31 protein-coding genes are annotated in these 25,449 nt (G+C 46.4%); 13 read left to right on the top strand and 18 right to left on the bottom strand.

Translation table 11 applies throughout. From position 1 onward, the window contains the following. Nucleotides 1-7: 7 nt before the first annotated feature. Nucleotides 8-1,282: a DEAD/DEAH box helicase gene (locus ACLVWR_RS07765; RefSeq protein WP_413583240.1), complete on the bottom strand. Its 1,275-nt coding sequence runs from the start codon at nucleotides 1,280-1,282 to the stop codon at nucleotides 8-10. Nucleotides 1,283-1,346: 64 nt separating this feature from the next. Next, nucleotides 1,347-1,844 carry a thiol peroxidase gene (gene tpx, locus ACLVWR_RS07760; RefSeq protein ID WP_413583239.1) on the bottom strand — a complete coding sequence of 166 codons (498 nt, stop codon included), beginning with the start codon at nucleotides 1,842-1,844 and terminating at the stop codon, nucleotides 1,347-1,349. 94 nt (nucleotides 1,845-1,938) lie between these two features. On the opposite strand from tpx, the gene ACLVWR_RS07755 reads away from it, so the two are divergent. Further along, nucleotides 1,939-2,592 (top strand): hypothetical protein, encoded by a 654-nt coding sequence (locus ACLVWR_RS07755; protein WP_413583238.1) that lies wholly within the window; start codon nucleotides 1,939-1,941, stop codon nucleotides 2,590-2,592. 13 nt (nucleotides 2,593-2,605) lie between these two features. Next, nucleotides 2,606-3,217: a 16S rRNA (guanine(527)-N(7))-methyltransferase RsmG gene (locus ACLVWR_RS07750; protein ID WP_413583237.1), complete on the top strand. Its 612-nt coding sequence runs from the start codon at nucleotides 2,606-2,608 to the stop codon at nucleotides 3,215-3,217. On the opposite strand, the gene ACLVWR_RS07745 is transcribed toward ACLVWR_RS07750, so the two are convergent. The 3 genes from ACLVWR_RS07745 to ACLVWR_RS07735 are packed head-to-tail and all read right to left on the bottom strand — an operon-like array spanning nucleotide 3,156 to nucleotide 5,314. Next, entirely contained in the window at nucleotides 3,156-3,584 is a 429-nt protein-coding gene (locus ACLVWR_RS07745; RefSeq protein ID WP_413583236.1) for a hypothetical protein, read from the bottom strand. The genes ACLVWR_RS07750 and ACLVWR_RS07745 overlap by 62 nt on opposite strands. A gap of 30 nt (nucleotides 3,585-3,614) precedes the next feature. Next, nucleotides 3,615-4,310 carry a hypothetical protein gene (locus tag ACLVWR_RS07740; protein ID WP_413583235.1) on the bottom strand — a complete coding sequence of 232 codons (696 nt, stop codon included), beginning with the start codon at nucleotides 4,308-4,310 and terminating at the stop codon, nucleotides 3,615-3,617. A 23-nt stretch (nucleotides 4,311-4,333) separates the two neighbouring features. After that, on the bottom strand, nucleotides 4,334-5,314 hold the full coding sequence (locus ACLVWR_RS07735) for an NAD(P)H-quinone oxidoreductase (RefSeq protein ID WP_413583234.1): 981 nt from the start codon (nucleotides 5,312-5,314) through the stop codon (nucleotides 4,334-4,336). Nucleotides 5,315-5,449: 135 nt separating this feature from the next. On the opposite strand from ACLVWR_RS07735, the gene ACLVWR_RS07730 reads away from it, so the two are divergent. Next, entirely contained in the window at nucleotides 5,450-5,974 is a 525-nt protein-coding gene (locus ACLVWR_RS07730) for a hypothetical protein (protein WP_413583233.1), read from the top strand. A gap of 36 nt (nucleotides 5,975-6,010) precedes the next feature. Here the strand turns inward: ACLVWR_RS07730 and hmgA are convergent, their stop codons facing one another. Next, nucleotides 6,011-7,294 (bottom strand): homogentisate 1,2-dioxygenase, encoded by a 1,284-nt coding sequence (hmgA, locus tag ACLVWR_RS07725; protein WP_413583232.1) that lies wholly within the window; start codon nucleotides 7,292-7,294, stop codon nucleotides 6,011-6,013. 128 nt (nucleotides 7,295-7,422) lie between these two features. Between hmgA and ACLVWR_RS07720 the strand changes: the two genes are divergently transcribed. The 7 genes from ACLVWR_RS07720 to ACLVWR_RS07690 all read left to right on the top strand — a co-directional run bounded on the left by ACLVWR_RS07720 (nucleotide 7,423) and on the right by ACLVWR_RS07690 (nucleotide 13,702). Then, nucleotides 7,423-7,998 (top strand): outer membrane beta-barrel protein, encoded by a 576-nt coding sequence (locus ACLVWR_RS07720; RefSeq protein ID WP_413583231.1) that lies wholly within the window; start codon nucleotides 7,423-7,425, stop codon nucleotides 7,996-7,998. A 149-nt stretch (nucleotides 7,999-8,147) separates the two neighbouring features. Further along, on the top strand, nucleotides 8,148-8,528 hold the full coding sequence (locus ACLVWR_RS07715) for an Hpt domain-containing protein (RefSeq protein WP_413583230.1): 381 nt from the start codon (nucleotides 8,148-8,150) through the stop codon (nucleotides 8,526-8,528). Nucleotides 8,529-8,534: 6 nt separating this feature from the next. Beyond that, complete coding sequence (locus ACLVWR_RS07710) at nucleotides 8,535-11,114, top strand: histidine kinase dimerization/phospho-acceptor domain-containing protein (RefSeq protein ID WP_413583229.1); 2,580 nt, start codon at nucleotides 8,535-8,537, stop codon at nucleotides 11,112-11,114. Continuing rightward, complete coding sequence (locus ACLVWR_RS07705; protein ID WP_413583490.1) at nucleotides 11,111-11,920, top strand: ATP-binding protein; 810 nt, start codon at nucleotides 11,111-11,113, stop codon at nucleotides 11,918-11,920. The genes ACLVWR_RS07710 and ACLVWR_RS07705 overlap by 4 nt, the downstream gene beginning before the upstream one ends. A gap of 2 nt (nucleotides 11,921-11,922) precedes the next feature. Beyond that, on the top strand, nucleotides 11,923-12,429 hold the full coding sequence (locus tag ACLVWR_RS07700) for a response regulator (protein ID WP_413583228.1): 507 nt from the start codon (nucleotides 11,923-11,925) through the stop codon (nucleotides 12,427-12,429). A 17-nt stretch (nucleotides 12,430-12,446) separates the two neighbouring features. Then, complete coding sequence (locus ACLVWR_RS07695) at nucleotides 12,447-12,857, top strand: OsmC family protein (protein ID WP_413583227.1); 411 nt, start codon at nucleotides 12,447-12,449, stop codon at nucleotides 12,855-12,857. A 305-nt stretch (nucleotides 12,858-13,162) separates the two neighbouring features. After that, nucleotides 13,163-13,702, top strand: coding sequence for a superoxide dismutase family protein (locus tag ACLVWR_RS07690; protein ID WP_413583226.1), 540 nt, complete (start codon nucleotides 13,163-13,165; stop codon nucleotides 13,700-13,702). A gap of 59 nt (nucleotides 13,703-13,761) precedes the next feature. Here the strand turns inward: ACLVWR_RS07690 and ACLVWR_RS07685 are convergent, their stop codons facing one another. The 3 genes from ACLVWR_RS07685 to ACLVWR_RS07675 are packed head-to-tail and all read right to left on the bottom strand — an operon-like array spanning nucleotide 13,762 to nucleotide 16,088. Next, nucleotides 13,762-14,742: a fumarylacetoacetate hydrolase family protein gene (locus ACLVWR_RS07685; protein ID WP_413583225.1), complete on the bottom strand. Its 981-nt coding sequence runs from the start codon at nucleotides 14,740-14,742 to the stop codon at nucleotides 13,762-13,764. 9 nt (nucleotides 14,743-14,751) lie between these two features. Next, on the bottom strand, nucleotides 14,752-15,324 hold the full coding sequence (locus ACLVWR_RS07680; RefSeq protein WP_413583224.1) for an outer membrane beta-barrel protein: 573 nt from the start codon (nucleotides 15,322-15,324) through the stop codon (nucleotides 14,752-14,754). A gap of 38 nt (nucleotides 15,325-15,362) precedes the next feature. Beyond that, a complete protein-coding gene (locus ACLVWR_RS07675) occupies nucleotides 15,363-16,088 on the bottom strand; it encodes a hypothetical protein (RefSeq protein ID WP_413583223.1) in 726 nt (241 codons plus the stop codon). Between the two features lie 61 nt (nucleotides 16,089-16,149). Between ACLVWR_RS07675 and maiA the strand changes: the two genes are divergently transcribed. Further along, a complete protein-coding gene (gene maiA / locus ACLVWR_RS07670) occupies nucleotides 16,150-16,809 on the top strand; it encodes a maleylacetoacetate isomerase (protein WP_413583222.1) in 660 nt (219 codons plus the stop codon). Between the two features lie 32 nt (nucleotides 16,810-16,841). On the opposite strand, the gene cyoE is transcribed toward maiA, so the two are convergent. The 8 genes from cyoE to fabG all read right to left on the bottom strand — a co-directional run bounded on the left by cyoE (nucleotide 16,842) and on the right by fabG (nucleotide 23,672). Then, a complete protein-coding gene (gene cyoE, locus ACLVWR_RS07665) occupies nucleotides 16,842-17,720 on the bottom strand; it encodes a heme o synthase (RefSeq protein WP_413583221.1) in 879 nt (292 codons plus the stop codon). A gap of 4 nt (nucleotides 17,721-17,724) precedes the next feature. Continuing rightward, nucleotides 17,725-18,066: a cytochrome C oxidase subunit IV family protein gene (locus ACLVWR_RS07660; RefSeq protein ID WP_413583220.1), complete on the bottom strand. Its 342-nt coding sequence runs from the start codon at nucleotides 18,064-18,066 to the stop codon at nucleotides 17,725-17,727. Between the two features lie 2 nt (nucleotides 18,067-18,068). After that, a complete protein-coding gene (locus ACLVWR_RS07655; RefSeq protein WP_340598424.1) occupies nucleotides 18,069-18,731 on the bottom strand; it encodes a cytochrome c oxidase subunit 3 family protein in 663 nt (220 codons plus the stop codon). Then, nucleotides 18,718-20,331: a cytochrome c oxidase subunit I gene (ctaD, locus tag ACLVWR_RS07650; protein ID WP_413583219.1), complete on the bottom strand. Its 1,614-nt coding sequence runs from the start codon at nucleotides 20,329-20,331 to the stop codon at nucleotides 18,718-18,720. The genes ACLVWR_RS07655 and ctaD overlap by 14 nt, the downstream gene beginning before the upstream one ends. Before the next feature lie 15 nt (nucleotides 20,332-20,346). Next, nucleotides 20,347-21,303, bottom strand: coding sequence for a cytochrome c oxidase subunit II (coxB, locus tag ACLVWR_RS07645; RefSeq protein WP_413583218.1), 957 nt, complete (start codon nucleotides 21,301-21,303; stop codon nucleotides 20,347-20,349). Between the two features lie 6 nt (nucleotides 21,304-21,309). Beyond that, complete coding sequence (locus tag ACLVWR_RS07640) at nucleotides 21,310-22,200, bottom strand: SCO family protein (RefSeq protein ID WP_413583217.1); 891 nt, start codon at nucleotides 22,198-22,200, stop codon at nucleotides 21,310-21,312. Between the two features lie 15 nt (nucleotides 22,201-22,215). Next, the gene (locus ACLVWR_RS07635) at nucleotides 22,216-22,749 is read right to left on the bottom strand and encodes a cytochrome c (RefSeq protein ID WP_340598420.1); all 534 of its coding nucleotides are present in this window, start codon (nucleotides 22,747-22,749) and stop codon (nucleotides 22,216-22,218) included. Nucleotides 22,750-22,922: 173 nt separating this feature from the next. Beyond that, nucleotides 22,923-23,672, bottom strand: a complete 750-nt coding sequence (gene fabG, locus ACLVWR_RS07630) for a 3-oxoacyl-ACP reductase FabG (RefSeq protein WP_413583216.1) — start codon at nucleotides 23,670-23,672, stop codon at nucleotides 22,923-22,925. A gap of 109 nt (nucleotides 23,673-23,781) precedes the next feature. On the opposite strand from fabG, the gene ACLVWR_RS07625 reads away from it, so the two are divergent. Together ACLVWR_RS07625 and ACLVWR_RS07620 are read left to right on the top strand one after the other, a co-directional pair. Beyond that, complete coding sequence (locus tag ACLVWR_RS07625; RefSeq protein ID WP_413583215.1) at nucleotides 23,782-24,414, top strand: matrixin family metalloprotease; 633 nt, start codon at nucleotides 23,782-23,784, stop codon at nucleotides 24,412-24,414. A 1-nt stretch (nucleotide 24,415) separates the two neighbouring features. Then, nucleotides 24,416-25,012 carry a hypothetical protein gene (locus ACLVWR_RS07620; RefSeq protein WP_413583214.1) on the top strand — a complete coding sequence of 199 codons (597 nt, stop codon included), beginning with the start codon at nucleotides 24,416-24,418 and terminating at the stop codon, nucleotides 25,010-25,012. Here the strand turns inward: ACLVWR_RS07620 and bamE are convergent. Continuing rightward, the gene (bamE, locus tag ACLVWR_RS07615) at nucleotides 25,002-25,445 is read right to left on the bottom strand and encodes an outer membrane protein assembly factor BamE (RefSeq protein ID WP_413583213.1); all 444 of its coding nucleotides are present in this window, start codon (nucleotides 25,443-25,445) and stop codon (nucleotides 25,002-25,004) included. The genes ACLVWR_RS07620 and bamE overlap by 11 nt on opposite strands. Nucleotides 25,446-25,449: the final 4 nt, after the last annotated feature.

Here is a 25,449-nt window from a genome sequence, read left to right as displayed (position 1 = left end):
GGAGGGATTATCTGCGTTTTTTAAACGGATTTACAGAAGATTTTCCAGTTCCTTTTTTTGAAGGCGGCGCACCTTTGCCGGATCTTTTCGGTCCGGACTTTTCATCGCTTCGTTTCGCAAACTTTTTGGAACGATCGATAAATTTGAAAGTCGGATCCATCTTTTCTTCTTTGGCGCCCTGCAGATATCCTTTTACCTTGTTGTACATGCGATGGTCGGAAGGAGTGACAAATGTGATGGCTTCTCCGCTGCGTCCAGCACGCGCCGTCCGACCGATGCGATGAAGAAAGTCTTCCGCCTGAAATGGCAAATCAAAATTTACCACGTGATCCACATGCGGGACATCCAGTCCACGCGCCAGCAAATCAGTTGCGACCATGATACGGATGTCCCCTTCACGAAATTCACGCACAACACGGTTGCGCTGACCTTGGGAAAGTCCTCCGTGAATCAAGTCAGATGCAAATCCATAGGATTGCAAATACTCTCCAACAGCCTCGCAGCTTTCCTGACTTCCGGTGAACACAATCACTCCCCCGCGAGTGGCATTCAATTCATCCAGCAACCGGTCATTCTTCATGGTTCTGTCCAGGAGTACGACTTTCTGTTTCAAGCTATCCACCGGTGACTCGGCTTGTTCGGAGCGAATCATCACGGCCTTGGGATGAAGAAACAACTGCGCAATCTGATCCACATTGTGACCAAAGCTTGCCGAAAACATCAGAGTTTGTCTTTGCCCCCGCAAAGTTTGCTGAATGCTTTTCAATTGGGGTGCAAAGCCCATATCCAACATGCGATCTGCCTCATCGATAACAACGTATTCGACGTCTTTCAGCAGAAGCTTGTTAGATTGAAGGTGATCATTCATACGACCCGGAGTTGCGATAATAATCTTCGGGTTCTTTTTCAGCTGATTCGCCTGCTTGGAACCCGTCGAGCCACCGATTGCCAGACAAACCGAAACTGGCATTTCACGGCATAGATCTAAAAATACTTTGTAGATCTGTTGTGCCATCTCGCGACTTGGAGCCAGGATCAAAGCCCGCGCAGTTGGCTTTTGCTCCAGTCCCGTCAACACAGACAATGCATAAGCCAATGTTTTTCCACTTCCCGTTTGCGCAATACCGATCAAATCCGAACCAGCGATAACAGCAGGAATAGCCTTGGACTGAATGGGAGTTGGCTTTTTGATCGACATCTGCTCAAGGGCATTTAGAAGCACCGGAGCTAGATTCATTTCATGAAAGGAATTCTGACTGAGAGTGGACGACTGAAATTTCATAGACCGGAAGATCTATCACAGGCGGCCCCAATCTGCACCGGGACCGCTGCTTTTATAAAAAATACTAGCGCAAAGAGGCCAAAGCAGCCTCGTAGTTCGGCTCATTGGCAATTTCAGAAACCTGCTCTGCATGAAGGACTTTATTGTCTTCAGACAAAGTGATCACCACTCGGGAAAGAAGACCTTTTAGTGGAGAATCCGTGATATCCAATCCCCACTCCGGACCGAAGTGACTGCGGAACGCAGACAAGGATTCACAGTTCTTGATCCCTTCAGCTCCGCAAAAACGCGCTTGGGCAAAAGGCAAATCCATAGAAATGTTCAAGACAACAGTGTTGGTCAGGTTAGCAGCGTCTTTATTGAAATGACGAACAGAAGCTGCACAAGTCCCCGTATCAACACTTGGGAAGATATTCAGAACTTTCTTTTTACCAGCGTAGTCTTTCAGACTGACCTCGGAAAGATCGCTGCGAACCAAATTAAAGTCCTTAACCGCTGCACCCTTCGCTGGGATGCTGCCGGATGTGTTTACTGGATTGCCTTTTAGTGTGACTGTAGCCATTGAGAACTCCTTTGATCCTTTTGATTTACAGGGTTCAGGAAGGCCCGTCACGTCTTGACTTCGGGGGCCGTGAAGTCCTAGTCTGCGCTTACTTATGAAAAAAATATTTGCGATTCTGGGCCTGGTATTTGTAATCATAACTGTTTGCATGATCTATTTGGTCCGCAAAGGAGTCAGCTTGCGCTCAGAACCCCTGATCAAGCCGACCGTTATCAGCGCCGATCATCGCAATATCGCCAGCCACACTGTTTTGCGCTTATTCCCCGATCTGCAGACTACTCACTACGTATTGTGGGGCGTTTTGCCAGAAGCCAATGACACCCAACTTTTGATGACCTATTTTCTGGAAGAGTATTACAAGCAATTCCAAACCCCGGCCCATATCATCCAGGATGGAACCAAAGCCACCGCCGAGGAAATTGCAAAATGCGAAAAACCCTGCTGGATTAAACTTCCCCACAACCTGGCAAACACTCTGACAGCCAATGAGTTTATTTCCGGTAAAATTGAACCCACGCAAAAACCCTATATCACAATCACCGTCATGCCATTTAATGGGGACGAGGAAGTGAGTGACTTCTGCAATCAGGAACAGCGCCTGACTTTGGAATGCGTAACCCCTGTTACAGTCCGCGAGATTCACAGAAAGATGAAAGATCCCACACAGTTGTATTTTTTCCTACGTAAGTACAACGAGCGGGATTTATTTCTATTCGTTCAAAAGGAACTACCCAAAAACGGCCAATAAGGTATAAGGGGGCATGTCATTTGAACAGCGCATCCCCCTCATTTTGGAATTGGGCTTCCGTGAAGAAGCCATCGGCCAGCTTAAAAGCTATATCGACCTTCTATGGTCATCCAATGATGAGTTGAATCTAATCAGTCGCAAAATGACTTTTGATGAGCTGCTGGATAATCACGTTATCGATTGTCTGCTTCCCCTAAAACAGTTTCCCAAGAACATCAAAGCTGCTGCTGACTTTGGCTCTGGCGGAGGCCTTCCTGGTGTTATCTATGCGATTCAATTTCCGGAAGTACAATTTCATCTGTACGAGAAAAGCATTCTGAAGCAGAACTTCCTGAATCGCTGCAAAGCCATTGCTCCAAATCTGAATGTTCACGGCGAAATCCCCAAGGATCTTGTTGATATTGATGTTGTCACTGCACGTGGTTTTAAACCAGTTGATGTCATTCTTGATGTCAGCCGCAGCTACTACGCGAAAAAAGGAAAGTACTTCCTTTTGAAAGCACGCAAAGAAAAAATTGACGAAGAGCTGACCCTGGCCCGCAAGAAATTCAAGGATCTTAACGTTACTGTAGAACCCTTGAAGTCCCCGATTCTTGATGTCGAGCGCCACTTGGTGCTGATCTGATAAATTCATAGTAGCAATCACCATTGAGCCCGAAGTAGATGATCTTTCTTCCTCGTGGATAAATGGTGAAACTGGATACTCCGCACTCCATGACCTTATTCACAAAATCCCGAAGCCCCAGACCCAGAGTCTGATTGGACATAATCGTCTGCGCAATTCCACCGTCGTCAAACTTTGCGGAAATATCCGCATCAAACTCAACGTCCTCACTGCAAACCACGCCATCGTGAGCTGAAAAAACCAGGCGCCCCTCTGCCAGATCCAAACGGCAGCTTGCTATATTCATCTGCTCCACCGAACTTAGGAAGTCAGAGAATTTTAATTCCCGGGAACGAAGCTCTGAAACAAACTCTTTTTGCAATTCCATATCACGCACCTCTATCCTGATTATCGGAAATCAGACTTTGTACAACAAGGCCTTCGTTAAAATCACATGGCCGGCGATGCCGCCCCCCACGCACACAGGCATCAACAAAAAGTACGGCATTTGATATAGAAGCAGAAGTTTGGGTTCGATCTCCCAGGCAAATGGCAGAGGCGATGACATAAGCCCCACGTAGACTGCATTGATGGCAAACGCAATCCCGACAACATTAAAAATCCAAGCCAACCACTTGCTTGAGTTCACCATGGGGGCCACCGCCAACGCCAAGGCACCGGCAAGAATATCAAAATTGTATCCTGTCCAGGTCATCGTGTAAGGCATCGTTCCCTGTTCTGCCCATTGATAGATAATAATCTCCAATGGCAGTCTAAACCCCTGAAACACGACCAATGACATCAAAGACAATCCCAATGCCAGTCTGTTGCCCAAACTCGATAGTGAAACCCACAGTGATAAAATCAAAACGGTGATAAAGTAAGCCAAGGCAATGGGATAGGGATGGTTTGCCAAAATACCGGACTGAACCAAGACGGCACCGAAAGTCAGCCAAAGAATCATCAGCACGGTGACTTTCAGAACCTCACGGTTCACTGAAAACTCCAGCCGTTCACTGACGACCCCGACTGCACCAATAAACATTAGGCAAATACCGATGACCACCGCCATAAACAGCAGCACTGATAAACCACCGGCTGGAGACATAACCATCGGACCTCCCGAATAAGGGAACTTTATAACACGTTAAGAACTATTTTTCCTGTGTGAGCACTGGATTCCATCAGCTCATGAGCCTCGCGTGCTTGATCCAGTTTGAACTCTTTGAAAATCACGGGCTTCAAAAGACCTTTATTCAAAAGCGGCCAAACCCGTTCTTCCAGGCTTCTGGCAATGCGAGCTTTCTCTTCCGTCGATCGTGGCCTTAAAGTTGATCCTGTGATCATCAGTCTTTTGGCCATCATCTTGCGTAAATCAAACGACACTGAAGCGCCTTGCAGAGTTGCGATCTGAACCAATCGCCCCATTTTACCCAGGCACTCAATATTCCGAGCAAAGTATTCACCGCCCACCATATCCAGAATGACATCAACACCCTTGCCGTTGGTGGCGTCTTTAACCGCCGTCACGAAATCTTCATTTTTGTACTGAATGACCTTCTGTGCCCCCAATTGCAAACAGGGCTCGACGGCGGACTCTTTTCCGACCGTGGTAAAAACGGTGGCTCCCATCTGATGGGCAAGTTGAATCGCAGTTGTTCCAATTCCCCCGGAACCGCCATGCACTAAAATCGTTTCACCTTTTTTTAGCTGACCACTTTCAAATACGTTGGTCCAAACTGTAAAGAAGGTCTCCGGCAACGCTGCCGCCTGAGTAAAATCCAGATCGTAGGGAATGGGCAGACACTGACCTTCGGGCGCGACAACAAACTCAGCATAACCGCCGCCATTGACCAGGGCACACACCGGGTCACCCACCCGCCAGCGCTTCACATGTGGGCCGACTTCCACAATTTCTCCTGAAACCTCCAGCCCCAGCAAATCCGAAGCCCCGGGGGGAGGAGGATACGTTCCCTGTCTTTGAGCGCAATCAGGTCGGTTCACCCCAGCCGCCTTCACCTTGATGAGGACTTCACCTTCTTTGGGTTTTGGTGTCGGGCGCTCTGCCACCTTAAGTACTTCCGGCCCGCCTGGCGTGCTAATTTCAATAACCTTCATGATCACCTCAGCTATAACCATAAATAAACAGGGAGTGATAGTAAAGCGCCTGTTCCAATTGTGTTATTTACTAAAATACCCCAAAAGAAATCGAACCATATTGCCTTTTCTGACAAGGAGCCTAATATCGGTTCCATGAACAAGGACCTTATCGTTGCATTTGCATTAGGAATACTCGTTGGCTGGGGAGTTTTTAAATTCACCTCTCCCAAAGTAGCACCTGCACCAACTGAGATTGCACAAGGTGTCTCCGAAGAAGACATGGCCAATCCTAACCCATCGGAAAATGCGGCGGCCGACGAAGAGACAATGCCACAAATTCAAGACTCCATGGCAAATGCAAATCCTGCCGCGACTCCAATGGCTCAACCACCCACGGCTCCAGAAAATCCTCCACGGGACATTAACCTGCAGCTGACAGAAGAAGCGGTGGATATGCTGGAAGAGAACATTGCTGATCTTCATCAATCCGTCACTGTTGAACGCGACGACCAGGGCTTCATCCTGCACTTCGACAACCCCGACAATTATTTTGCAAATATCGGACTTGCGAACAATGACCGAATTCCCTTCACCCAGTTTGAAGAGATGAGACAGAATCCTGAAACCCAGGAACTTGCGGGCAGAATTGAAACCATACTTTCCAACCTGGAAAAATAAAAAAAGGGCTCTTCTCAGAGCCCTTTTTGTTTTTAACTATTTAAATCCCTTTTTGAATCCCTGCCAGCAATCCTGATAGTTCGACTGAAGAAGTTCTTTCCCCATTGCAAAATCAGTCACGCGGTACGGAGACCGTGATTCAAACATAAACGCCATTGTCTGTGACAAACGAACCGGTTTAAGTTCTGCATCGCTGGCCTTTTCAAAAGTCTCAACATCCGGCCCATGAGCCGAATAGAAATTATGAAGACTGCCTCCACCTGGCACAAAGCCACCGCCGGTCTTGGCATCATACTCCCCGTAGATCAGTCCCATATACTCACTCATGCAGTTGCGATGGAAATACGGCGGACGGAATGTGTTCTCGGCAACCATCCAGCGCGGCGGGAAGATGGCAAAATCCACATTTGCCGTTCCAGGGATTTCACTTGGCGAGGTCAACACAGTGAAAATCGAAGGATCTGGATGATCGAAGCTGACGGTGTTGATGGTATTAAATTTTCTTAGATCGTATTTATAGGAAACGTAGTTTCCATGCCAAGCCACCACATCCAACGGAGAATGAGTCAGCTCCGAGCTCCATAATTCGCCGGCAAACTTTCCAAGCAACTCATACTTGCCCTCAAGATCCTCGAACGCGGCCACAGGAGTTTGAAAGTGACGACGGTGCGCAAGTCCATTGGCACCGATCGGCCCCAGATCTGGCAATTGGAACGGACAACCAAAGTTTTCCCCCAAGTACCCTGTGCACTTGTCTGAACCCAAAGGATTCACTTGAAACTTCATCCCGCGTGGAACCACCGCAATTTCGCCCGGTTCTGCATTAATGAATCCCACTTCAGTTTTAATTTGGATGGATCCCGCTTGCGGAACAAACATGAAATCGCCATCGGCGTTCATGAAATAACGCTGACCCATGCCTTTGTTAAACGAATATAAATGCACATGAATACCGCGATGTTCTTCAACTCCGCCGGTACCACAAACAGTGCGGATGCCCTCCACAAAATCCTGTGTGACTTCTTCAGATACCGGATTCCAGCGCATCTGATTGGGATTGATGTATTTGGGTTTTGTGAAGGTTTTTGCTGTCATTTCCTTCATCGGAACAAAAGCTTTGTGCGCAACCGATGGACGAATGCGATACAGCCACGAATACAGATTATGATGGCGCGGAGCTGTGAATGCTGAACCACTCAGTTGTTCAGCGTAAAGCCCCATGGAAACTCGCTGTGGAGAGTTCTGATCCACAGGCAATGCACCAGCGCGAGCTTCTGAAGAAAAATGATTTCCGAATCCTGACAAATATTGATTTTCCATAGGTCATGATAATCAGGTTTTACCTACTAAAGTCAATGCTCCCGCCGGGGTGGAGGTCCGGTGATAAAACACAGTGCGACGAAGAGCCAACACAGAAGTATTCTTGAGGAAATCAATGGAGGTTTTCAGTGAAAAAATGGAGCTTGGCGTTTGCGGGTTTGCTTCTTTTGTTCTCGGCAAAATCAATGGCCTTTGGTTTCTATCTAGAGCCGGGCCTTTTCTATGAAAGTGGCGACGGTAAAGTTGATATTGATGACTCAAAGGCCACAACTAAGGGTCTCGGTGTCGACGTGAAGCTGGGTATGAACTTTGTCGATAAAATGCTTTTCGTGGGAGTCGATGGCAGCTATTCAATGCCAAAGTTTGAGCACTCAAATACCGGATACGATGCTGATGCGACATCGATGACCTACGGTGCGATTATTGGCGTGCAAACCCCCTTGGTGGGCCTGCGCTTCTGGGCCGGCTATGTCTTTGGCGGAACATTGGATCCCGAGGAAAGTGGTTTATTTGACGTGAAATTCGAAGAAGCCACAGGCCCCAAAGTCGGCGTCGGAATTAAGATCTTCTTTGTTGCGCTCAATGTTGAGTACATGGATCTAAAGTACAAAAAAGGCTCGGGCAACTGGGGATCTATCCCATCACTTGATGACTTTAACAACAAAGTCACCATGGTCAGCCTTTCTGTTCCAATGAGCTTCTAATCCTTTGCCCACCAAAACGGCCGACCCTACTTGTCGGCCGTTTTTCGTGGTATACAGCAGGTAAAAGCAGATTTTCAATACTGGTATTTTCTTCATCAAATCAGGCCCATAGAGGTTATGACGTATTAAGAAACCTGAAGATATTAAAAATGTGCAATAAAGTTAATGATAAACCAAAATTGGTTGTATTGGCCGCAGCTTATAAGGATAACGACAGGAATATGGCAAAAATCAAAGTAGAAATAGACGCTGACCTTCAGGATTTGATCCCTCAGTTCACTGAGAATCGCAAAAAAGACATCGCAGCCCTTCAGGAATTGATAAACAGCAACGACCTTCCTGCTATCGCGGCATTAACTCACAAGATCAAAGGCGCAGCTTCCAGCTATGGCTTTATGCAATTAAGTGAAATTGCGGCACAAATGGAAAAGCTCTCCAAAAACAATGAGGCTGCCCAACTTGCGAATCTTGCCCAGGACATGAAATCTCACTTTGAAAATATCGAAATTCAGTTCGTTCCGATGTCTTAGGAAATCATGACAATCAGACTTCGAATTCTCCTTTTCACATTGCTCATTGTGACTGGTGCGATGATCGCTGCCGGAACGATGGGCTATAAAATTGGAGCCTCCACTCTGCAAAGCGGACATTCGGAGCGCCTGATTCAAATTCGACTGAACCGCACGCAAGCGCTAAAAACCGATTTGGAAAATCTGGGAAATAATCTTCTGGTCGCTGCCGAAATGGTGCGTGTTCGAGATGCCGTTTCCGCTTTTCATGAAGCTTTTATTAAGCTCAACAACAATATTCCCGAAAAAACTCTGGCTCAGAATATACGGATCGTAAATTCACATTACACCAATCACACTGCTGGCCATGAAGACACCCCTATTGCCGATCGATTAAGCAAACCTGCATTGGTTCTGCAATCGATGATTCTGATGGAAGCTGAACGCAATGAAAGTACTCCCCGTAACGTGATTGCTCTTAAAGAGGCTGATCCGTATGGATATTCCAAAGTACACAGCGAAATTCACACTTTCCTTTCAGACTATGCGGATCGTTTTCAGGTGGAAGACGTCCTGCTGATCGATCGCGACGGAGTTGTCGTTTACTCGGTCCAAAAAGGATTAGAGCTGGGGGCCAGCCTGGATACTGGCTTCTTCAGCGGAACACGACTGACAGATGTTTACCGCTGGTCACAAAGCGCGCCACCCCAAACATTCAGATTCTTTGATTTTGCACCGCTGTCCTCGGGATTTCCGGAATACGTTTCTTATATTGCCGCGCCAATTTATGATCAAAAAAACTATATCGGAACTTTGTTATTTAAGGTTGGTCTGAATCGATTCGATCAGATACTGAGCGACAACTATCAATGGAAAAAGCAAGGACTGCGCGAAACTGGTGAGGTCGTGGCATTTGGTCCGGATGGTTTCATGAGAAACAGCTCACGCATGTTTCACGAAAACCCAGGGGAATTTAACCGACAGTTTTCCAGTGCAGGTGCCAAACAAGAAAGCATCAACGCAGTCCAAACCAAAGGCACCACGGCCTTGATTGCGGCAGTCCCAGCTGAAAAGATTCGCCACTATCTGCGCTCTGAAGATTCTATGGAAACAGGAACTGACTACCTCAATGCCGTCAGCCTGATGTCGATTGGTAAAGTACAGTTACCCGGCGGCGTGGAATGGGTGATCATTGCCAAGTCAAATTTCAACGAAACTACTGGTCCAATCAATCACTACTTGGTTGTTTTCGTTGTCATTGGTTTATTATTTTTAATTGTCTCCTTGGGATTGGCATACTTTTTCGGCAAACAGCTGACTCAGCCTTTAAGTTACCTGCACCGTAAAATTCAGTCTCAAGGCAGTGCCATCCAGGAGATCGCATATTCAAATCAGGACGAGTTCGCCAATGTCTTTAATGACTATAATTCCCTGGCTCAGAATCTGAATCAGGAAAAGCAGGAAAAAACAGTCCTGGAAGATGTCATTCTGACTCTGGGTAAAGTCATGCTCATGGTTGAAGTTATTCCCGGATATGAGGGACACCTTAAAGCCATCATCCGCAAAACAAATCGTATCGCCTATGAGCTTATCGGCACTCCTGAATTGTCGATTGTGGGTTCTGATATCTCCTTATGGATGGATATTGAGGCGAAGGATCTGATTAACACACATAAGAAAGAAGCAAATTTGAAGTGCCTGTCGGGAGAACGCATCCCATTGGCGGTCACAGTCATCCCGATGGAAAACACCACGGGCCGAGAGCGCTTTGTTGTTGTGGGTAATGACTTGCGCTGGAAAATCGAAACCCAGCGCGAGCTTCGCATGAAGGAAGATCTTTTGAAGGCCTCCCAGGCCATCTCCAAAACCGGATCCTTCCGATGGGACCTGCGCAACGGTCAGATGTTGTGGTCAGATGAACAGTTTAAATTATTGGGACTGAATCCCAGCGAGGTTCAACCCAGTTATGAACTATTCAGAGCGATGGTTCATCACGAGGACGTGCAGGAGCTGGATAACGCCATTCGCATGCAAGGCATCGGCACTCGCGAATTTCATTTCGTACTCAGAGTCCGTCGTGCCGACACTAATGAGTATGTTTGGACGAACATGATGGGCATCACAGAGTATGATGACAATAAAAATGCTCTGTGTACTTGGGGTATTAATCAGGATATCACTGAACTTAAGAAAGCCGAACTTGAGTTAATCTCGATGAAGGACGAAGCCGAGAAGTCATCATTGGCCAAGTCTCAATTCCTGGCCCACATGAGTCATGAAATCCGAACACCGATGAATGCCATCATGGGTATGGCCGAGCTGTTAAAAGAAACCAAGCTTGATCCGGATCAACGTTACTATCTGACGATATTCCAAAAAGCCAGCGACGTGTTGATGACCTTAATCAATGACATCCTGGATCTTTCAAAAATTGAGGCCGGTGAGGTTTCAATCGAAAACATCTTCTTTGATCTTCGCAAAATGATGACAGATGTTCAGGAAATTATGAGACCTCGCGCGCAGTTAAAAGGCGTGGACTATTCATTTGAAATTGGTCAGGGTGTTAACATCAATCTCATGGGTGACCCCACCTTCGTCAAGTACTGATCAATCTTGTAAGCAACTCAATCAAATTTACAGATCGTGGGGAAATCACCGTTTCCGTCACAAAGAATGCCACCAAAAAAGACAGCCTGTTGATCGCTGTCCGCGATACCGGTGTTGGCATTGCTCCACAAAAACAACATTTGATATTCCAGAAGTTTTCGCAAGCTGACAGCTCCATCACACGTCGATACGGTGGAACCGGTTTAGGCCTGGCCATCTCCAAGAGCCTGGTTGAACTGATGGGCGGACAAATCTGGTTCAAGAGCCGTGAAAACACAGGAACGACGTTCTATTTCACTATGCCTTATCGCGAGCAAAGCGTCGGCCTGAACATTGAGACCAATCCCTTGGTAAACACAGGCCTGCTCTCATTTGCTGATCAATATGAAGCTCGAGAGACAGAAAAACTGCCAACAACAGTTCGCGACAACAAAAACCTGCGTATTCTTCTTGCAGATGATACTGAGGATAATCGCATTCTTTTCACCCATTTCCTAAAAAGCTTCCCATTTGAAATAATTGAAGCCGAGAATGGACTTGAAGCGGTAGATAAGATAAAGTCTAACGAGTTTGATATCGTCTTCATGGACGTTCAAATGCCAGAAATGGATGGCTATGCAGCCACATCGATCATTCGTGAATGGGAACGCACTACCAGACATGCGCACATTCCAATAATCGCACTGACAGCTCACGCCCTTTCTGACGACAAGCAAAAATCCATAAACGCCGGATGTGACGATCACATCACCAAGCCGTTTAAAAAGGATGTTTTGTTAGGCGTGATTAACAGGTTTACGAACTAAGGATGATGATGAATTCACAAGAAGAAAAAAGCAGATTGCTGATTGTTGAGGACGACGCGGATATTCGCGAGCTCCTGAAACATTTCTTAAAAGAATTCGTCGACGAAATCGTCGAGGCTGAAGATGGCGCCGCCGCTCTTCAATACGTGAAGTCGAAAGAATTCGACACGATCCTCTCAGATATCGAAATGCCAAACATGAACGGCCTGAAGTTTTTGGCCTATGTTCGCTCCTTGGGTCATATGACTCCATTTGTGGTACTGACTGCACATGGCGATCACTCCCGTGCTCTGGAAGCTCTGTCATTGGGTGCATTCGATTTCATCACCAAGGATTCCAAACGTAAATTTGTTATCGAGAGCGTATGTTCTGCGATCAAAATCGGGCGCGAAATGAAATCTTCCAAGAATGATCCGGTTCAATCCAATCATCTTCGCAAGATTTACACTGACATGTCCAAATCCTCAGAGATGCGCCTAAGAAAAATCATCGACCAGATGTCCAACTAATCAGAGGTTTCGTTAGCATGGTAAAATCCACCACTCACTATCACGGCGACAAGCATTGCGAGATTACCCACCAGCCTTCTTCAGCTCGTATCGGAACTGACGCCCCGAAGGACAATCACGGCAAGGGTGAGTTGTTTTCACCGACTGATCTGGTGGGCGCTGCCATGGGCAGCTGCATGCTTACGACAATGGCCATTCATTCTGAAAAAGATGCCATCAACTTGAAAGGCGCTTGGGCCGAAGTTGAAAAGGAAATGGTTCCAAATCCGCGTCGAATTGCAAAACTCAATGTGATCCTGCATTTGCCAATGAACATCCCGCATGACTATCGCAAAAAGCTTGAAGACTTTGCTCTGGGCTGTCCGGTGAAAGTCAGCATGCACCCCGATATGCAAATTCCTGTTTTGTTTCACTATGATATAGCGTAGTTCGCTTTATTTTGTTCTTAAGCTTTTCCCCATAGTTATTCTCTATAGGTCCAGTAGATACAATCAATTGGATCTATTATAGGCCTTGGCCGATAATTAAATAGAGAAGGGGGTTGCCATGACAACGCTTGGAACACGCGCACTGCTTGCCTCAAAGATCAGAACTGGACGAAAAGTCCTGGCATTTTATGCCTTAACATTTGTCACGGTCGAGGTCTTACGCCATTTTCCGATTCAATAATGACAGCGCTATAAAATTTTGTGACCATCTTTTCATGTAAATTTTCGACGAAAGGAAGATACACATGAAAAGATTTATCGCACCAGTCCTTGCCGCGCTATTTATTAGCGCTTGCGCACACAAAGAAGAAGCTCCAGTAGTTACGACTCCGCCGCCACCTCCAGCACCTACTAAAGCTCAAGCTGTATTGAAAGCAGCTAAAGGCTCTAAGATCAAAGGTACTGTTCACTTCACAGAAGAAAATGGCGAAATCAAAGTTGAAACAATGATCGATGGCTTGAAAGCTGGCCCTCATGGTTTCCACATTCACGAAACTGGTACATGCGAAGGTGATTTCACTTCTGCTGGTGGCCACTTCAATCCAACAAATGCAAAACACGGTTCTTTGACTTCTGCAGATCGCCACGCGGGTGATATGGGCAACCTAATGGCTGACAAAAAAGGCAAAGGCAACACGACGATCACTATCAAAGGTTCTTTGAGTGGTGCTGAAGGCATTATCGGTAAATCCATCATCGTACACAAAGGTAAAGATGATTTGAAATCTCAACCTGCTGGCAATGCTGGAGCTCGCGAAGCTTGCGGCGTTATCGAAGCAATGTAATTTCTTGATTTGAAATTATAGAATCAAAAAAAATGCCGGGGTGACCCGGCATTTTTTATTTAAACTGAACGAACTTTCTGAGAGATCTTACCAAAGACGTTTTCACCCTTGGCATTATTCATCTGCATCTGGATCGTATCGCCCGCCTTCATGAATGGCGTTTTGATTTCACCCTGTTCAATTTGCTCAATCATGCGTTTTTCCGCAAGACAGCTTGAACCGCTCGCATGGTCTTCATTGGAAACTGTTCCGCTGCCAATGATCGCACCTGCAGGCAGGTTGCGAGTTTTTGCTGCGTGAGAAATCAACTGTCCAAAATGGAAGTGCATTGCACCAGCATTTGCCTTACCGAAGAACTCACCATTGTAGGTCACATTCAGTGGCAGGTGGATACGGCCGTCTTTATAGCCCTCACCCAACTCATCTGCAGTTACCGCGAATGGCGACAACGCAGAAGCCGGTTTACTTTGGAAGAATCCGAAGCCACCCGCAAGTTCAGCCGGGATCAAACCACGCAATGATACGTCATTGATCAAAACCAAAAGCTTGATGTGTTTCAATGCTTCCTCAGGAGTCACACCCATTGGTACAAAATCTGTAACCACGCCCACTTCACCTTCAAAATCCGTCCCGTGAGCAAAATCACGCTGAGGAATATCTTCGGTCGGAGCCAAAAACTGCCCGCACTCGCCCTGATACATCAACGGCACAGTGGTGAGTGTTTCAGGCAATGGAGCATTACGTGCCTTACGCACAAGTTTGATGTGATAAATAAAGGCAGAGCCATCAGCGAACAACCAGGTTCTTGGCAATGCCGAGTGGAAATCCTGTTCGTTCACCGCGAAAGCACCGGCGGCTTTGCCATCATTCAAATCATTGTAAAGCTTTTTCAAATCAGCTTCTTTTGCAGACCATTTTTCCATGGCTTCGCGAAGATTCGGAGCAATATGCGTGGCTTTTACCGCGGTTTTCAAATCACGGCTGATCACGCACAGGTCACCATCCAAACTATGAGCTGATTTCAGAGTACCTAGTTTCACGTTCTATCCTTAGTCAAAAGTAACAAGTAAATTCGCGCCCGCTGCACGGTAGTTTTTCAACTCAGCACCGCCAGTAATAGTGGCAACTTTGCCGCTGGCACTTTCAAAGTAAACATTTAATCCGAAATTTGGAGAGAATTTGAAAGATGCGCCGATAACCAATGGGATCAATGGTGAAGTCACATCGCTCACTGTGCAGTTATTCAGACCGCATTTTTTATCCATATTGATCGCAAGGTTCACACCCAGGTAAACACCCGCGTAGTCTTCGAACTTGTACATGATATTCACTGGAATATCGACATAGTTCATTTCCACTTTGCCATCAGAGCCACCGGTTTTAACCGTCAGCGGACGTTGAGTATACAACAAGCCGGTACGAACATTCCAAGGACCAGCGATTGGCAGGATACCGAAGGCACCGAACTGCATGCCAGTTAGTGATTCAGTGTTAAAACCCGCAGCATCAGTATCACCGGATTGACTGCGCACACCGAATTCAAGACCGTAATTAAGATCAGCAAATGCTGCTGAAGAGAAAAGACCAGAAACAACAAGGAACGAAAGTGCCAGTTTTTTCATAAGAACCCCTTATGGGAAAAAGTCTCCCACAAGTTTTCTTATTTATCAAAACACCACACGGCATTCAGGGCCATTTCGTTCAGTGACGTACTGTCGGAGACCAGGCTATGTTCCAGAGCCAAATGGTGGGGCTCCACTGTGCCACGCGCCGCCAAAACAATCAGAAGTAGCGGCACCACAATGCGCAGAGCCATTTCAAATTTGGACCCCTTCTGCGGTGAGTACTCATCTTTCCACTGACCGAAGTTCACGGCTTTAATCAGCATATAGCCCAAAATCAGCAGGACCAGAGTGATCACCGTGAATACCCAGTTTTGATTTTGCGGCAAAGAGCGCATTTGTTCCCAGGTAAACTCTGGCGACCAATTTGAATACTCAGCAAAACGCATGCGACGACCGTGATGCGCATAATGAAAGAAGTCCACGTAGGTCAGCAAAGAAATTATCAACCACACAGCACCGAAGTAGACCTTGTAAATCACAAACATCCAATTCGGCCACTTTTCAAAAAACGCCTGGATCATCAAAATAAAGTAAATCGGCAAAAGCAGAAATCCAAAAACCAACAGATCAAAGCGAATACCCGCTCCAAATGAGTGCAGCACTTCAAGGAAGTTCAACATCTGAATTTTGGACAAGGTGCTTAGTAAAAAAAGATTGAGCCTGAAAAGACTCATAAAAAGAACCATGGCAAGCGACAACTTCGCAAGCTTCATCATAACTTTAGATGAAAAGCGCAGCGAAAAGATAAATCTACTTGGCATTAAAACGCCCTTTGATGAAAATCTGTGTTGTTAAATTATGCACATCAACAGGAGTTAGTATATGTCCTCATACGTACTTTACAACTATTTTCGAAGCTCCACGTCCTTCAGAGCCCGCGTGGTTCTGGAGCTGAAGGGCCTCGTGTACGACTACAAACCAATCAATCTATTGAAAGACGAACAACACTCCCCCGAATACTTGAAGCTCAACCCCCTGGGCGGAATCCCGACGTTAATTCATGATGGAAAGATCATTCCCGATTCCATGGCCGTCATTGAGTACCTTGAGGAGATTCATCCTTCTCCGTCGATTATGCCCAAGGACTTCTATCTGCGCGCACGCGTACGACAGGTTTGCGAGATTGTGAATGCTTCCATGCACCCTTACGGAAATCTGAAAATCACAAAGTATCTGGGTCAAGCCCATGGCTATACTCAGGAGCAAAAGGATCAGTGGGTGCAGAAGTGGGTTATTCAGGGCCTTGAAGCCCTGGAGAAAACTTTGCCCGAGTTTTCAGGCAAATACTGCTTTGGTGATCAGGTGACTATGGCGGACGTGGTCCTTTACCCTCAAATCATCACCTGCCAGCGCTTTCACGTCGACTTAAGCAAATACCCAACAGTGATGAAAGTCTTTGGCAATCTGGATCAGCATCCGGCCTTTATCAAAGCTCACTTCAGTCGTCAGATCGACACACCTGAAGAGCTTAGAAAGCCCTAAACGAAAAAAGCCCGGGAAACCGGGCTTTTTAATTAGTTACGCTCTGTAATCAGGAAGTGCCACTTATCAATGACTGGGATGATGATAAAGACCAGCATACTTACGTTAAGCCACATAAAGAAGGCCATCCAACGCTGAGTGCCCTTGGATTTGTAGTAACGATAAAGTTCCTGCAAAACCTTAAACACGAACGGGAAAGTCAGAAGGATGTACAACCAGCTGGCATGAACGAACAATGGTGCAGCCAGTGCAACTCCCACATACGCGAAAGTCCAAAGAGCGATCTGCTCCAAAGTTTTGTCGATACCACGAGCCACTGGCAAAACCGGAATGTCGCCGGCCGCATAGTCGTCCTTATAGCGAATTGCCAAAACCCAAAAGTGCGGCATTTGCCAAATGAACATGATCAGGAACAAGTAGATGGATTCGGAGTTAAAAATATCCGGATTTGCGGCAGCGTAGCCGATCGTTACAGGCAAAGCACCTGGGAATGCACCCGGAACCGCACCATAAGCCCACTTCTTTTTTAAATAAAGAGTGTATGGACCGTTGTAAAACAGAACGCAAACCAACCCCACCAATCCAGCCATTGGCTGAACCATGAACAAGAGTTGAAGCCCCACGAAGATAAATGTCACAGCCAAAATACCCGCCGCTGCTGGCTTCAGACGACCTGCAGGAATGGGACGATTTGCTGTTCGGGGCATTTTTGCATCCAGCTTGTAATCCTGTACCTGATTCAGGGCCAAGGAGCCGGAGCTTAAGAAATAGATTCCCAGAAGAGCTTCCAGGAAGAGTTTCCAGTCGAATGGATTTTCACTTTGAAAACCCGTGGCATAGCCGGCTAATCCCGCCAAAACGGAGAAAACGACTATGCCAAACTTGGTAAGATCCGCGTATGTTTTTAACACGATCTTAAAGAGGACTTACCTCTAAAGCACGAGATGCAATATCCACTACGCTAAAGAGAAGAAGAACGATCAAGAAAAAGAAACCAGACGCAAAGATCACGCGATTCATGTTGTTATCGTCCTTCAAATGCATGAAGTACAACAAAACCAGACCGGCTTTGATCGCTGCAATCCCGAAAGCCACAAGTGCATTGAAAGCACCCAAAGCTTCGTGGAATTGATGGGCAATTACCGTCAGGATGGTCAAACCGAACAACGCGCCCCCGACTTTCAAGTACATGGAAGTCGGAGAAATGTGCGGATGAAGAACGTTTTGGTCGTTATGTTGATTGCTTGCTGCTGCCATTGTTAACCCACCAGGTAAAGAAGAGGGAATAGGAAGATCCAGATCAAATCGACGATGTGCCAGAAGATACCAACACCTTCAACCGGAATCCAGTATTGGGAGTGGAACTCACCACGGATTGTTCTGATCAACAACCAAGTGATCAAGCCCATACCGATCAATACGTGAAGACCATGCAGACCCGACATACAGAAGTAGAAACCAAAGTACATACCTAGGTTCGCGTGTTCTGCACCTGTCTTAGCCAAATCCAAGAAACGACCTGGATAGAAACCCAAATGGAATTTATGTGTCCACTCGAAGTACTTGATCACCATGAAGACCGCACCGCAAAGAATCGTGATCGCCAAAGCCATTGCAGCTTTTTTGATCTGATTACGCTGGATCAACTGGATTGAGATCGCCATTGTGAAAGAAGAGAAGATCAGAACAAGGGTATTTACGAAACCCAATTTCCAATCAAGTTGCTTCGCTCCTTCAGAGAACATCGCAGGATAAAGGTGATGGAAGATTCCATAACCGATCAACAACGCTCCGAACATCAGGATCTCGGTTACCATGAACAACCAAATACCCTGCTTACCGCTGTCATATTCCTGAGTCGCATCGTTAAAGTGATGCGACACGTGTGCTGCGTGTGGATGTGTTACATTATCTGTACTCATAAGGCCCCGCTGTTACTACTGGTTCAACATCGAAGTTAAATTGTGGTGGAGGTGAAGCTGTCTGCCACTCAAGAGTTTTTGCGCCCCATGGGTTGGCAACTGCTTTCGAACCTTTTCTGATACCTTGTACAATCGCATAAAGACCGATCAAGAAACCGATAAGGATCAACCAAGAACCTACAGTTGAAACTTTGTTCAGCTGCTCATAGTTCGGGATGTAATCGAAGTAACGACGTGGCATACCCATCGCGCCCAGGATGAACTGAGGGAAGAACGTCACGTTGAAACCGATAAAGATGAACACGAACGACAAACGAGCCAAAGCTTCGTTGAAGTTCTTACCGAACATTTTCGGGAACCAGTAATAGAAGCCACCCATCAACGCCATCAAAGTACCACCCACCATTACGTAGTGGAAGTGAGCTACCACGAAGTAAGTGTCATGGAAGTGAACGTCGATTGGAAGAGTCGCAAGCATGATACCTGTCACACCACCGATAGCGAACAGGAACAAGAAACCAAGAGCGAACAACATCGGGGAATCAAAGCGAACTGAACCTTTGTAGATCGTCGCAACCCAGTTGAACATCTTGATCGCTGTCGGAACCCCAACCAGCATCGTGATGAAAGAGAACATGATACCGGCAAGTTCAGACTGACCGGATACGAACATGTGATGTCCCCAAACGAAGAAGGAAACCGCTGCGATACCCAAAGAAGAGTATGCAATTGCCGTATAACCGAAGATAACTTTGCGAGAGAAAGCAGTGATGATCTCAGAGATCACACCCATCGCTGGCAAGATCATGATGTAAACCGCTGGATGCGAATAGAACCAGAAGAAATGCTGGAACAATACCGGGTCACCACCCAATGCTGGATCGAAGATACCAACACCGAAGATTTTCTCAGCTGCCAACAACATCAAAGTGATACCCAAAACCGGAGTTGCAAGAAGCTGCAAAATTGCCGTGGAGTACATCGCCCACACGAACAAAGGCATACGGTGCATAGTCATGCCCGGAGCTCTTAGTTTGTGAACTGTCACGATCATGTTCAAACCAGTCAGAATGGAAGACATACCCATGATGAAGGCTGCCACAACCATCACAACCACTGAAGTACCAGTGCGGATAGAGTAAGGAGTGTAGAACGTCCAACCAGTGTCAATTTTAGACAGGAAGAAAGTCGCTACTGCCAACAATGCGCCGGCCATGAACACGTACCAGCTAAGCAAGTTGATCTTAGGGAATGCCATATCCTTCGCGCCCAAATGAATCGGCAGGAAGAAGTTACCCAGAATCGCCGGAATACCAGGAACGATAACCATGAAGACCATGATCGCACCGTGGTAAGTCAGAACCTGATTGTAAACGTCACCGTTTTTCAAAACCTGACCAACACCCGCTGTCGCGTTCGGAGCAAAAAGTTCCAAACGAAGAAGCAAGGCCATAACCCCGCCGACAAAGAAGAAGAACATAACAGCGATCATGTACATGATACCGATGCGCTTGTGGTCGATTGTCGTCAACCAAGACCATAGGCCTTTTTCACAATTAATATAGTTTTCGCCGTGAGCTGATGATGAATGACTACCCATGAGCTGCACTCCTTATTACTTCAAGCTCTTAACGTACTCGATAAGTGCGTTAAGCTCATTTTCGTTAATCTGACCCTGGAACGTTGGCATAACGCCTTGAGGGAAACCTTTTACAACTTTAGCGTTTGGTTGAAGGATGGATTCACGGATGTAGTTTTCATCCGCATTCACTTTAGAACCATCAGCCAATACCACTTCGTGGCCAAATACTTGGAATAGAGAAGGACCAACTTTTGCTGCAGGATTGTCGACAGCATGGCAAGAAGCACAAGCTTTCAACGCAAAAAGTTTTTCCCCACGTTTAGCCAAAGGCAATTGGCCTTCTTCCTGACCTTCTTCCATGTACTTATCGAACTCTTCACGAGTCACAACACGTACTTTACCGATCATGCCAGAGTGAGTGGTACCGCAGTACTCAGCACAGAATGCATGGAACTCACCCAGTTTTTCAGCGCGGAACCACAAAGCCGTATAACGACCTGGAACAGCATCTTGCTTGATACGGAAGCTTGGAATGAAGAAGGAGTGGATTACGTCTTGAGAAGTTAGAAGCAACTTAACATCAGTGTTCACAGGAACAACGATTTCATTAACTGCTTTATAACCATTCTTGTATTCAACTTCCCATGCCCATTGTTTACCAAGGACGTTGATTTCCAAAGCATCCTTCGGCATGGAGCGCATACCGTGGAAGATGTACCAACCCCAGGCAAACACCGCCAGGAAGATCACAAGTGGAATAAATGACCACAAGAACTCCAAAGCTGTGCTGTGAGAGATATATGCTGTTTTATCGTTTTCAGATTTACGTTTGTACTTAAGTACGAAGTAAATCATCCCGCCGATAACCAGCACGCAGGCGATGAAACTTGTAATCAGCAAGAATCCGTAAAGATTGTCCACCTGCTTGGCAATCTCGGTTCCTTGCGTTGGCATGAAGGATTGGGCCTTCGCAATATTAAACCACATCATGTACCTTTATCTCCCCGCCGCATTCTTTTTCGCCCTACGAGAACGAATATAAATCGGCAATAACCATAAAACCATCACAAGAACCATCACTCCCCCGCCCAGCTTCATCACTGAAACCGCAGCCAACGAGTACTTACTCTTATGTGGGTCATACTTAAAACAATACAAAACCAGGCTATCCACAAAGTTTCCGATTTTACCTTCGGTCGCTTCGTTTAGAGCCAACTTAATATCCTGCTGATTAAACATAATCCCAGGAAGATAACGGGAAATCGTTCCGTCCGGAGAAACAACAACCGCTGCTGAAGCGTGTGCCCACTCCTTCTGATTTTCATCCCATCTGAACTTAAATCCAATAGCATCTGTCAAAGCTCTTACTTGCTCTTCAGTGCCTGTCAAAAAGTGCCAACCACTCTCTGACCCCGGACGGTTGTACATTTTCATGTACAAGTCCTTTTTATCCGCCGCATGTTGAGGTGTTTCTTTAGAGTCAAAGCTGACAGCCAAGACTTTAAATTTATCACCCACCGTCCACTGCTTTTCCATCACCTTGAGTGCATCTGTCAGACCATTAAGGTGAAAGTTGCACAAACCGGGACAGACAAAATACACGGGCGAAACAATCACCGGATGTTTTCCGTCAAAGTAATCTCCAAAGGAAACTTCTTTGCCGGTTTCATCCTTAAACTTCATTCCGAAATTGAGCTTCTTGCCCAATTTCTCCTCGATCCCTACACCCTGAAGCTCACGTGCCTTTTCGTTGGCAGGCATGCCAGCTTCTTTTTGTTTCAGGTCGTAGGATGCCCAGGTCGGTGTTGCTGAGAACAAAACAACGATGGCTCCAGTCAGAACCTTTCCCATTGTTTTTGCTTTCAAAACGAACAGCCTCTTGGACATTCAGTAAGTTCCTATTTATTTTGCGGTTTTTGCAAACTCAGCAACTTTAGCAGGATCGTCTTTCGATTTATTTTCAGTGATAGAATTAATGTAGTGAGAAACTGCCCAACGGTCAGCGGCCTTGAAGTGACCGAAAGCTGCCATGGAAGTTCCCGGGATACCGTTAGTAACGACTTTAAAGTGATTGATGATACCATCACCTTGAGTCCATTTACCTTCAACCAAGTTACGTGGTTTTGGATTCAAAGCTGCACCAGCGGCGCCATCACCCTTACCAGTATCACCGTGGCACATAGCACAGTTTGTTTTGAATACTTTTTGTCCGTAAGTGATCATCTCTGGAGTTTCCACCCACGGCTCAGTCACTTTAGTAATATCAAACACTGGACCTGTTGCTGCTGCCGGAGCATTTGGATCGATAACGTTTTCAGCCAAATCAACACCTTTGTTGATAACAACTAGGTAGAAGAAAAAGGCGAATACAAACGCCATTGAAAACAAGAAGGCAAACAAGCCACCACGGTTATAATGATCTTTATTCTCAGACATAGGCTGGCACTCCCAAGGGGACGCAAAAAAGTTTTGTCACAGTATTGTAATATAATCTAAGTTAAGTACCGGAAAACCCTAGGGACCGCAACTAATTACACCATCTCGTCCAGATGGTATTGTTGCGCCGCAAAAGGTGAAATATCAGCACTGATACTCGCTCTCAATTTGGCTTATAAAGTGATACCGCCATCAACGCTTAACACTGTCGCATTGATGTAAGCGGCTTGCTCAGAAGCCAAAAACAGAACGGCATTCGCAATATCCGAAGTCTCGCCAAGGCGCATCACCGGAATCTTAGCCGCCATAGCGTCGATCGCCTCTTTCGGCATCGCTTTCGTCATTGCGGTGTTGATAAAGCCCGGCGCGATTGCGTTAGATGTAAATCCTTTGCGCCCCAATTCTTTGCCCCAAGTTTTAGTCATTCCGATCACGCCTGATTTTGCTGCAGCATAATTCGTCTGACCAAAATTTCCGTACAAACCAACAACGGAAGAGATGTTGATAATGCGTTTGTGATTAGAGTTTGGATTGAATTTTTCCAACAAGGACTTCGTAACGTTAAACAATCCCGTCAAATTCGTGTTGATGACCGCATCCCAATCGTCCGCGCCCATTTTTGCAAAAGACTTATCGCGCGTGATTCCGGCGTTATTCACAAGAATATCCACAGCCCACGGCAACCCCGAAGTCGCTTTGGCAACGGATTCGCGGTCCGTAATATCCACTTGCACGTATTGAACTTGCGCCCCGTACTTGGACAGCTCCCCGGAAGCCTGAGCCAGAGCCTTTTCCGAGTAATCCCAGACAGAAACATTTCCACCCGCAGCCAGAAAGCGTTGAACAATCTCAAGCCCAATGCCAGCCGCGCCACCTGTAACGACAGTATTTTTATTCGCGAAATTAAAATTTATCATGCACAAAGCCTACGCCGGGCGACTTCACGAGGCAAGGACGGACACAGGACCAGTCGAAGGTCGAGAACACAATGCACCCATTCGCCTGCATTCGCTTTCCGTGTAAACTGAGAATATGTACAAATTTTTCGTATTCGTTTTGCTGTGCTTTGTAGTGAGTGGATGTAGCCAAGGTGTCACATTGGGCCCTGGAACAGACACAACACTTGCAAGTGCTGCTCAAGATGAATGCGGATTCGTGCAAAACGTTTACGGCCAACGCGTTTCCTGGAAATCCAGACTGCCAATTCGCATGTTTATCAGTCGCGAAGCGCTTCCCAACGAAGCGGTCATCCGCGCTTCCGCACAAATTTGGGAAGATGCAGCCGGTTTAAAACTGTTTGATATAGTTAATGAGGACGATCTTTCCTACGAAGGCGGCAAAGACAACCGCAATGGGATTTATTGGAATCCGAATTGGACCAAATCACCAAACTACCAAGCCATCACAACTCTTTACTGGTCTGGAAATCAAATCATTGAGTCCGACATGACCATTAACTCAAAGTACTACCATTTCTATATAGAAAATCCGGAACTCACTTCGGATCTTCACTTGAGCAGCTTGTTGATTCATGAATTTGGACACGTCCTGGGTCTCAAACATCGCTCCACACTGTCAACCGTCATGTGGCCCGTCTTGAATGCCGGCACAAAACGTGATGTCTTAACAGATGCGGATCGTAAAGCATTGAAATGCGAGTACTAAAATGAGCGACGAACAAAAGCCCGTTTCCAAAAGATCGCCGAAAACCAAAATCGCAATTTTATTTTTGCTGGCACTGCCTGTGGGCATCACCTACATGAACAATCAATTCTCGAGCAGCCGCAAAATCGCTTCCACAGAGCAGGAGGCGGCAATGGACACGGCCATGGCGAGCTCTGATTTGTCCGGATCAAATCCCAAGGAATTTCAAAAAGCGTTTAAGTATCAGCTATTGAAAAGTGCTCAAGTCACAGACTACAGCGACGGGATGCGCTTGCATCTGGGTCATTTTTTCATGAGTGATGAAGCTGGTGCGAAGATTTCGGTTTGTCATCGCTTTCCAAAAATTGAACTGCATTTTTCCGCTGAAGGAGTGGCCGAATCCGGCGAGATTCCACGCACTATCGTTCGCGGTTCCTGCAGAGTGGCTCCGGATGGCCTGCACCTGGAGGGAATTATTGTTGATTTGCCAAGACAGCAGAATTACCAATGGGTTTGGACGGGAATTAAACTTGTCAGCTCTGACCAATCGGAGTCTTTGGAAGTCTCTGGTTACGAGATCATTTCTGTTCTGGGCACACCGCTAAACTTCAGCGAATAGGTTCAAACTGCGGAAGATAGCGAACCTTATCGGTTCCACGCGTTTGAGCCTCGTAAGCATCATAGGCCTTACGATTTTCCAGTACTTCCTTTTTGATTTCTTCATCGACCTGTTTATTGTGGGCTTCATTTCGGGCATCAACTGCCGCCGCAGATTGCTCCGCCACAGGTTGCGCCACTTCGCCTATATAGATCGCCATGCCATCAACGAATTGAACTTCTTTTTGAAAGCGCATGCGTTTATCATAGAAGGTATAGTACCAACGGTCCTTGCCGGATACCCGTTGAGTTTGATTGGGGCTTCCCATAATGTCCAAAACATCATCCTTTTCCATACCTGGTTTGATGGAATCGAATTGCTTCAGCATAGATGTCTGACAAGCTGACGTGAGCAGCCCTAGAACGACGATTGGAATCGACATCAGTCGCAACATGTTT

Source organism: Bdellovibrio sp. HCB288, from assembly GCF_047305935.1.
Classification (GTDB): domain Bacteria; phylum Bdellovibrionota; class Bdellovibrionia; order Bdellovibrionales; family Bdellovibrionaceae; genus Bdellovibrio.
Note: the sequence above shows the minus strand (reverse complement) of the source record. Positions and strands in the feature narration are given on the sequence as shown.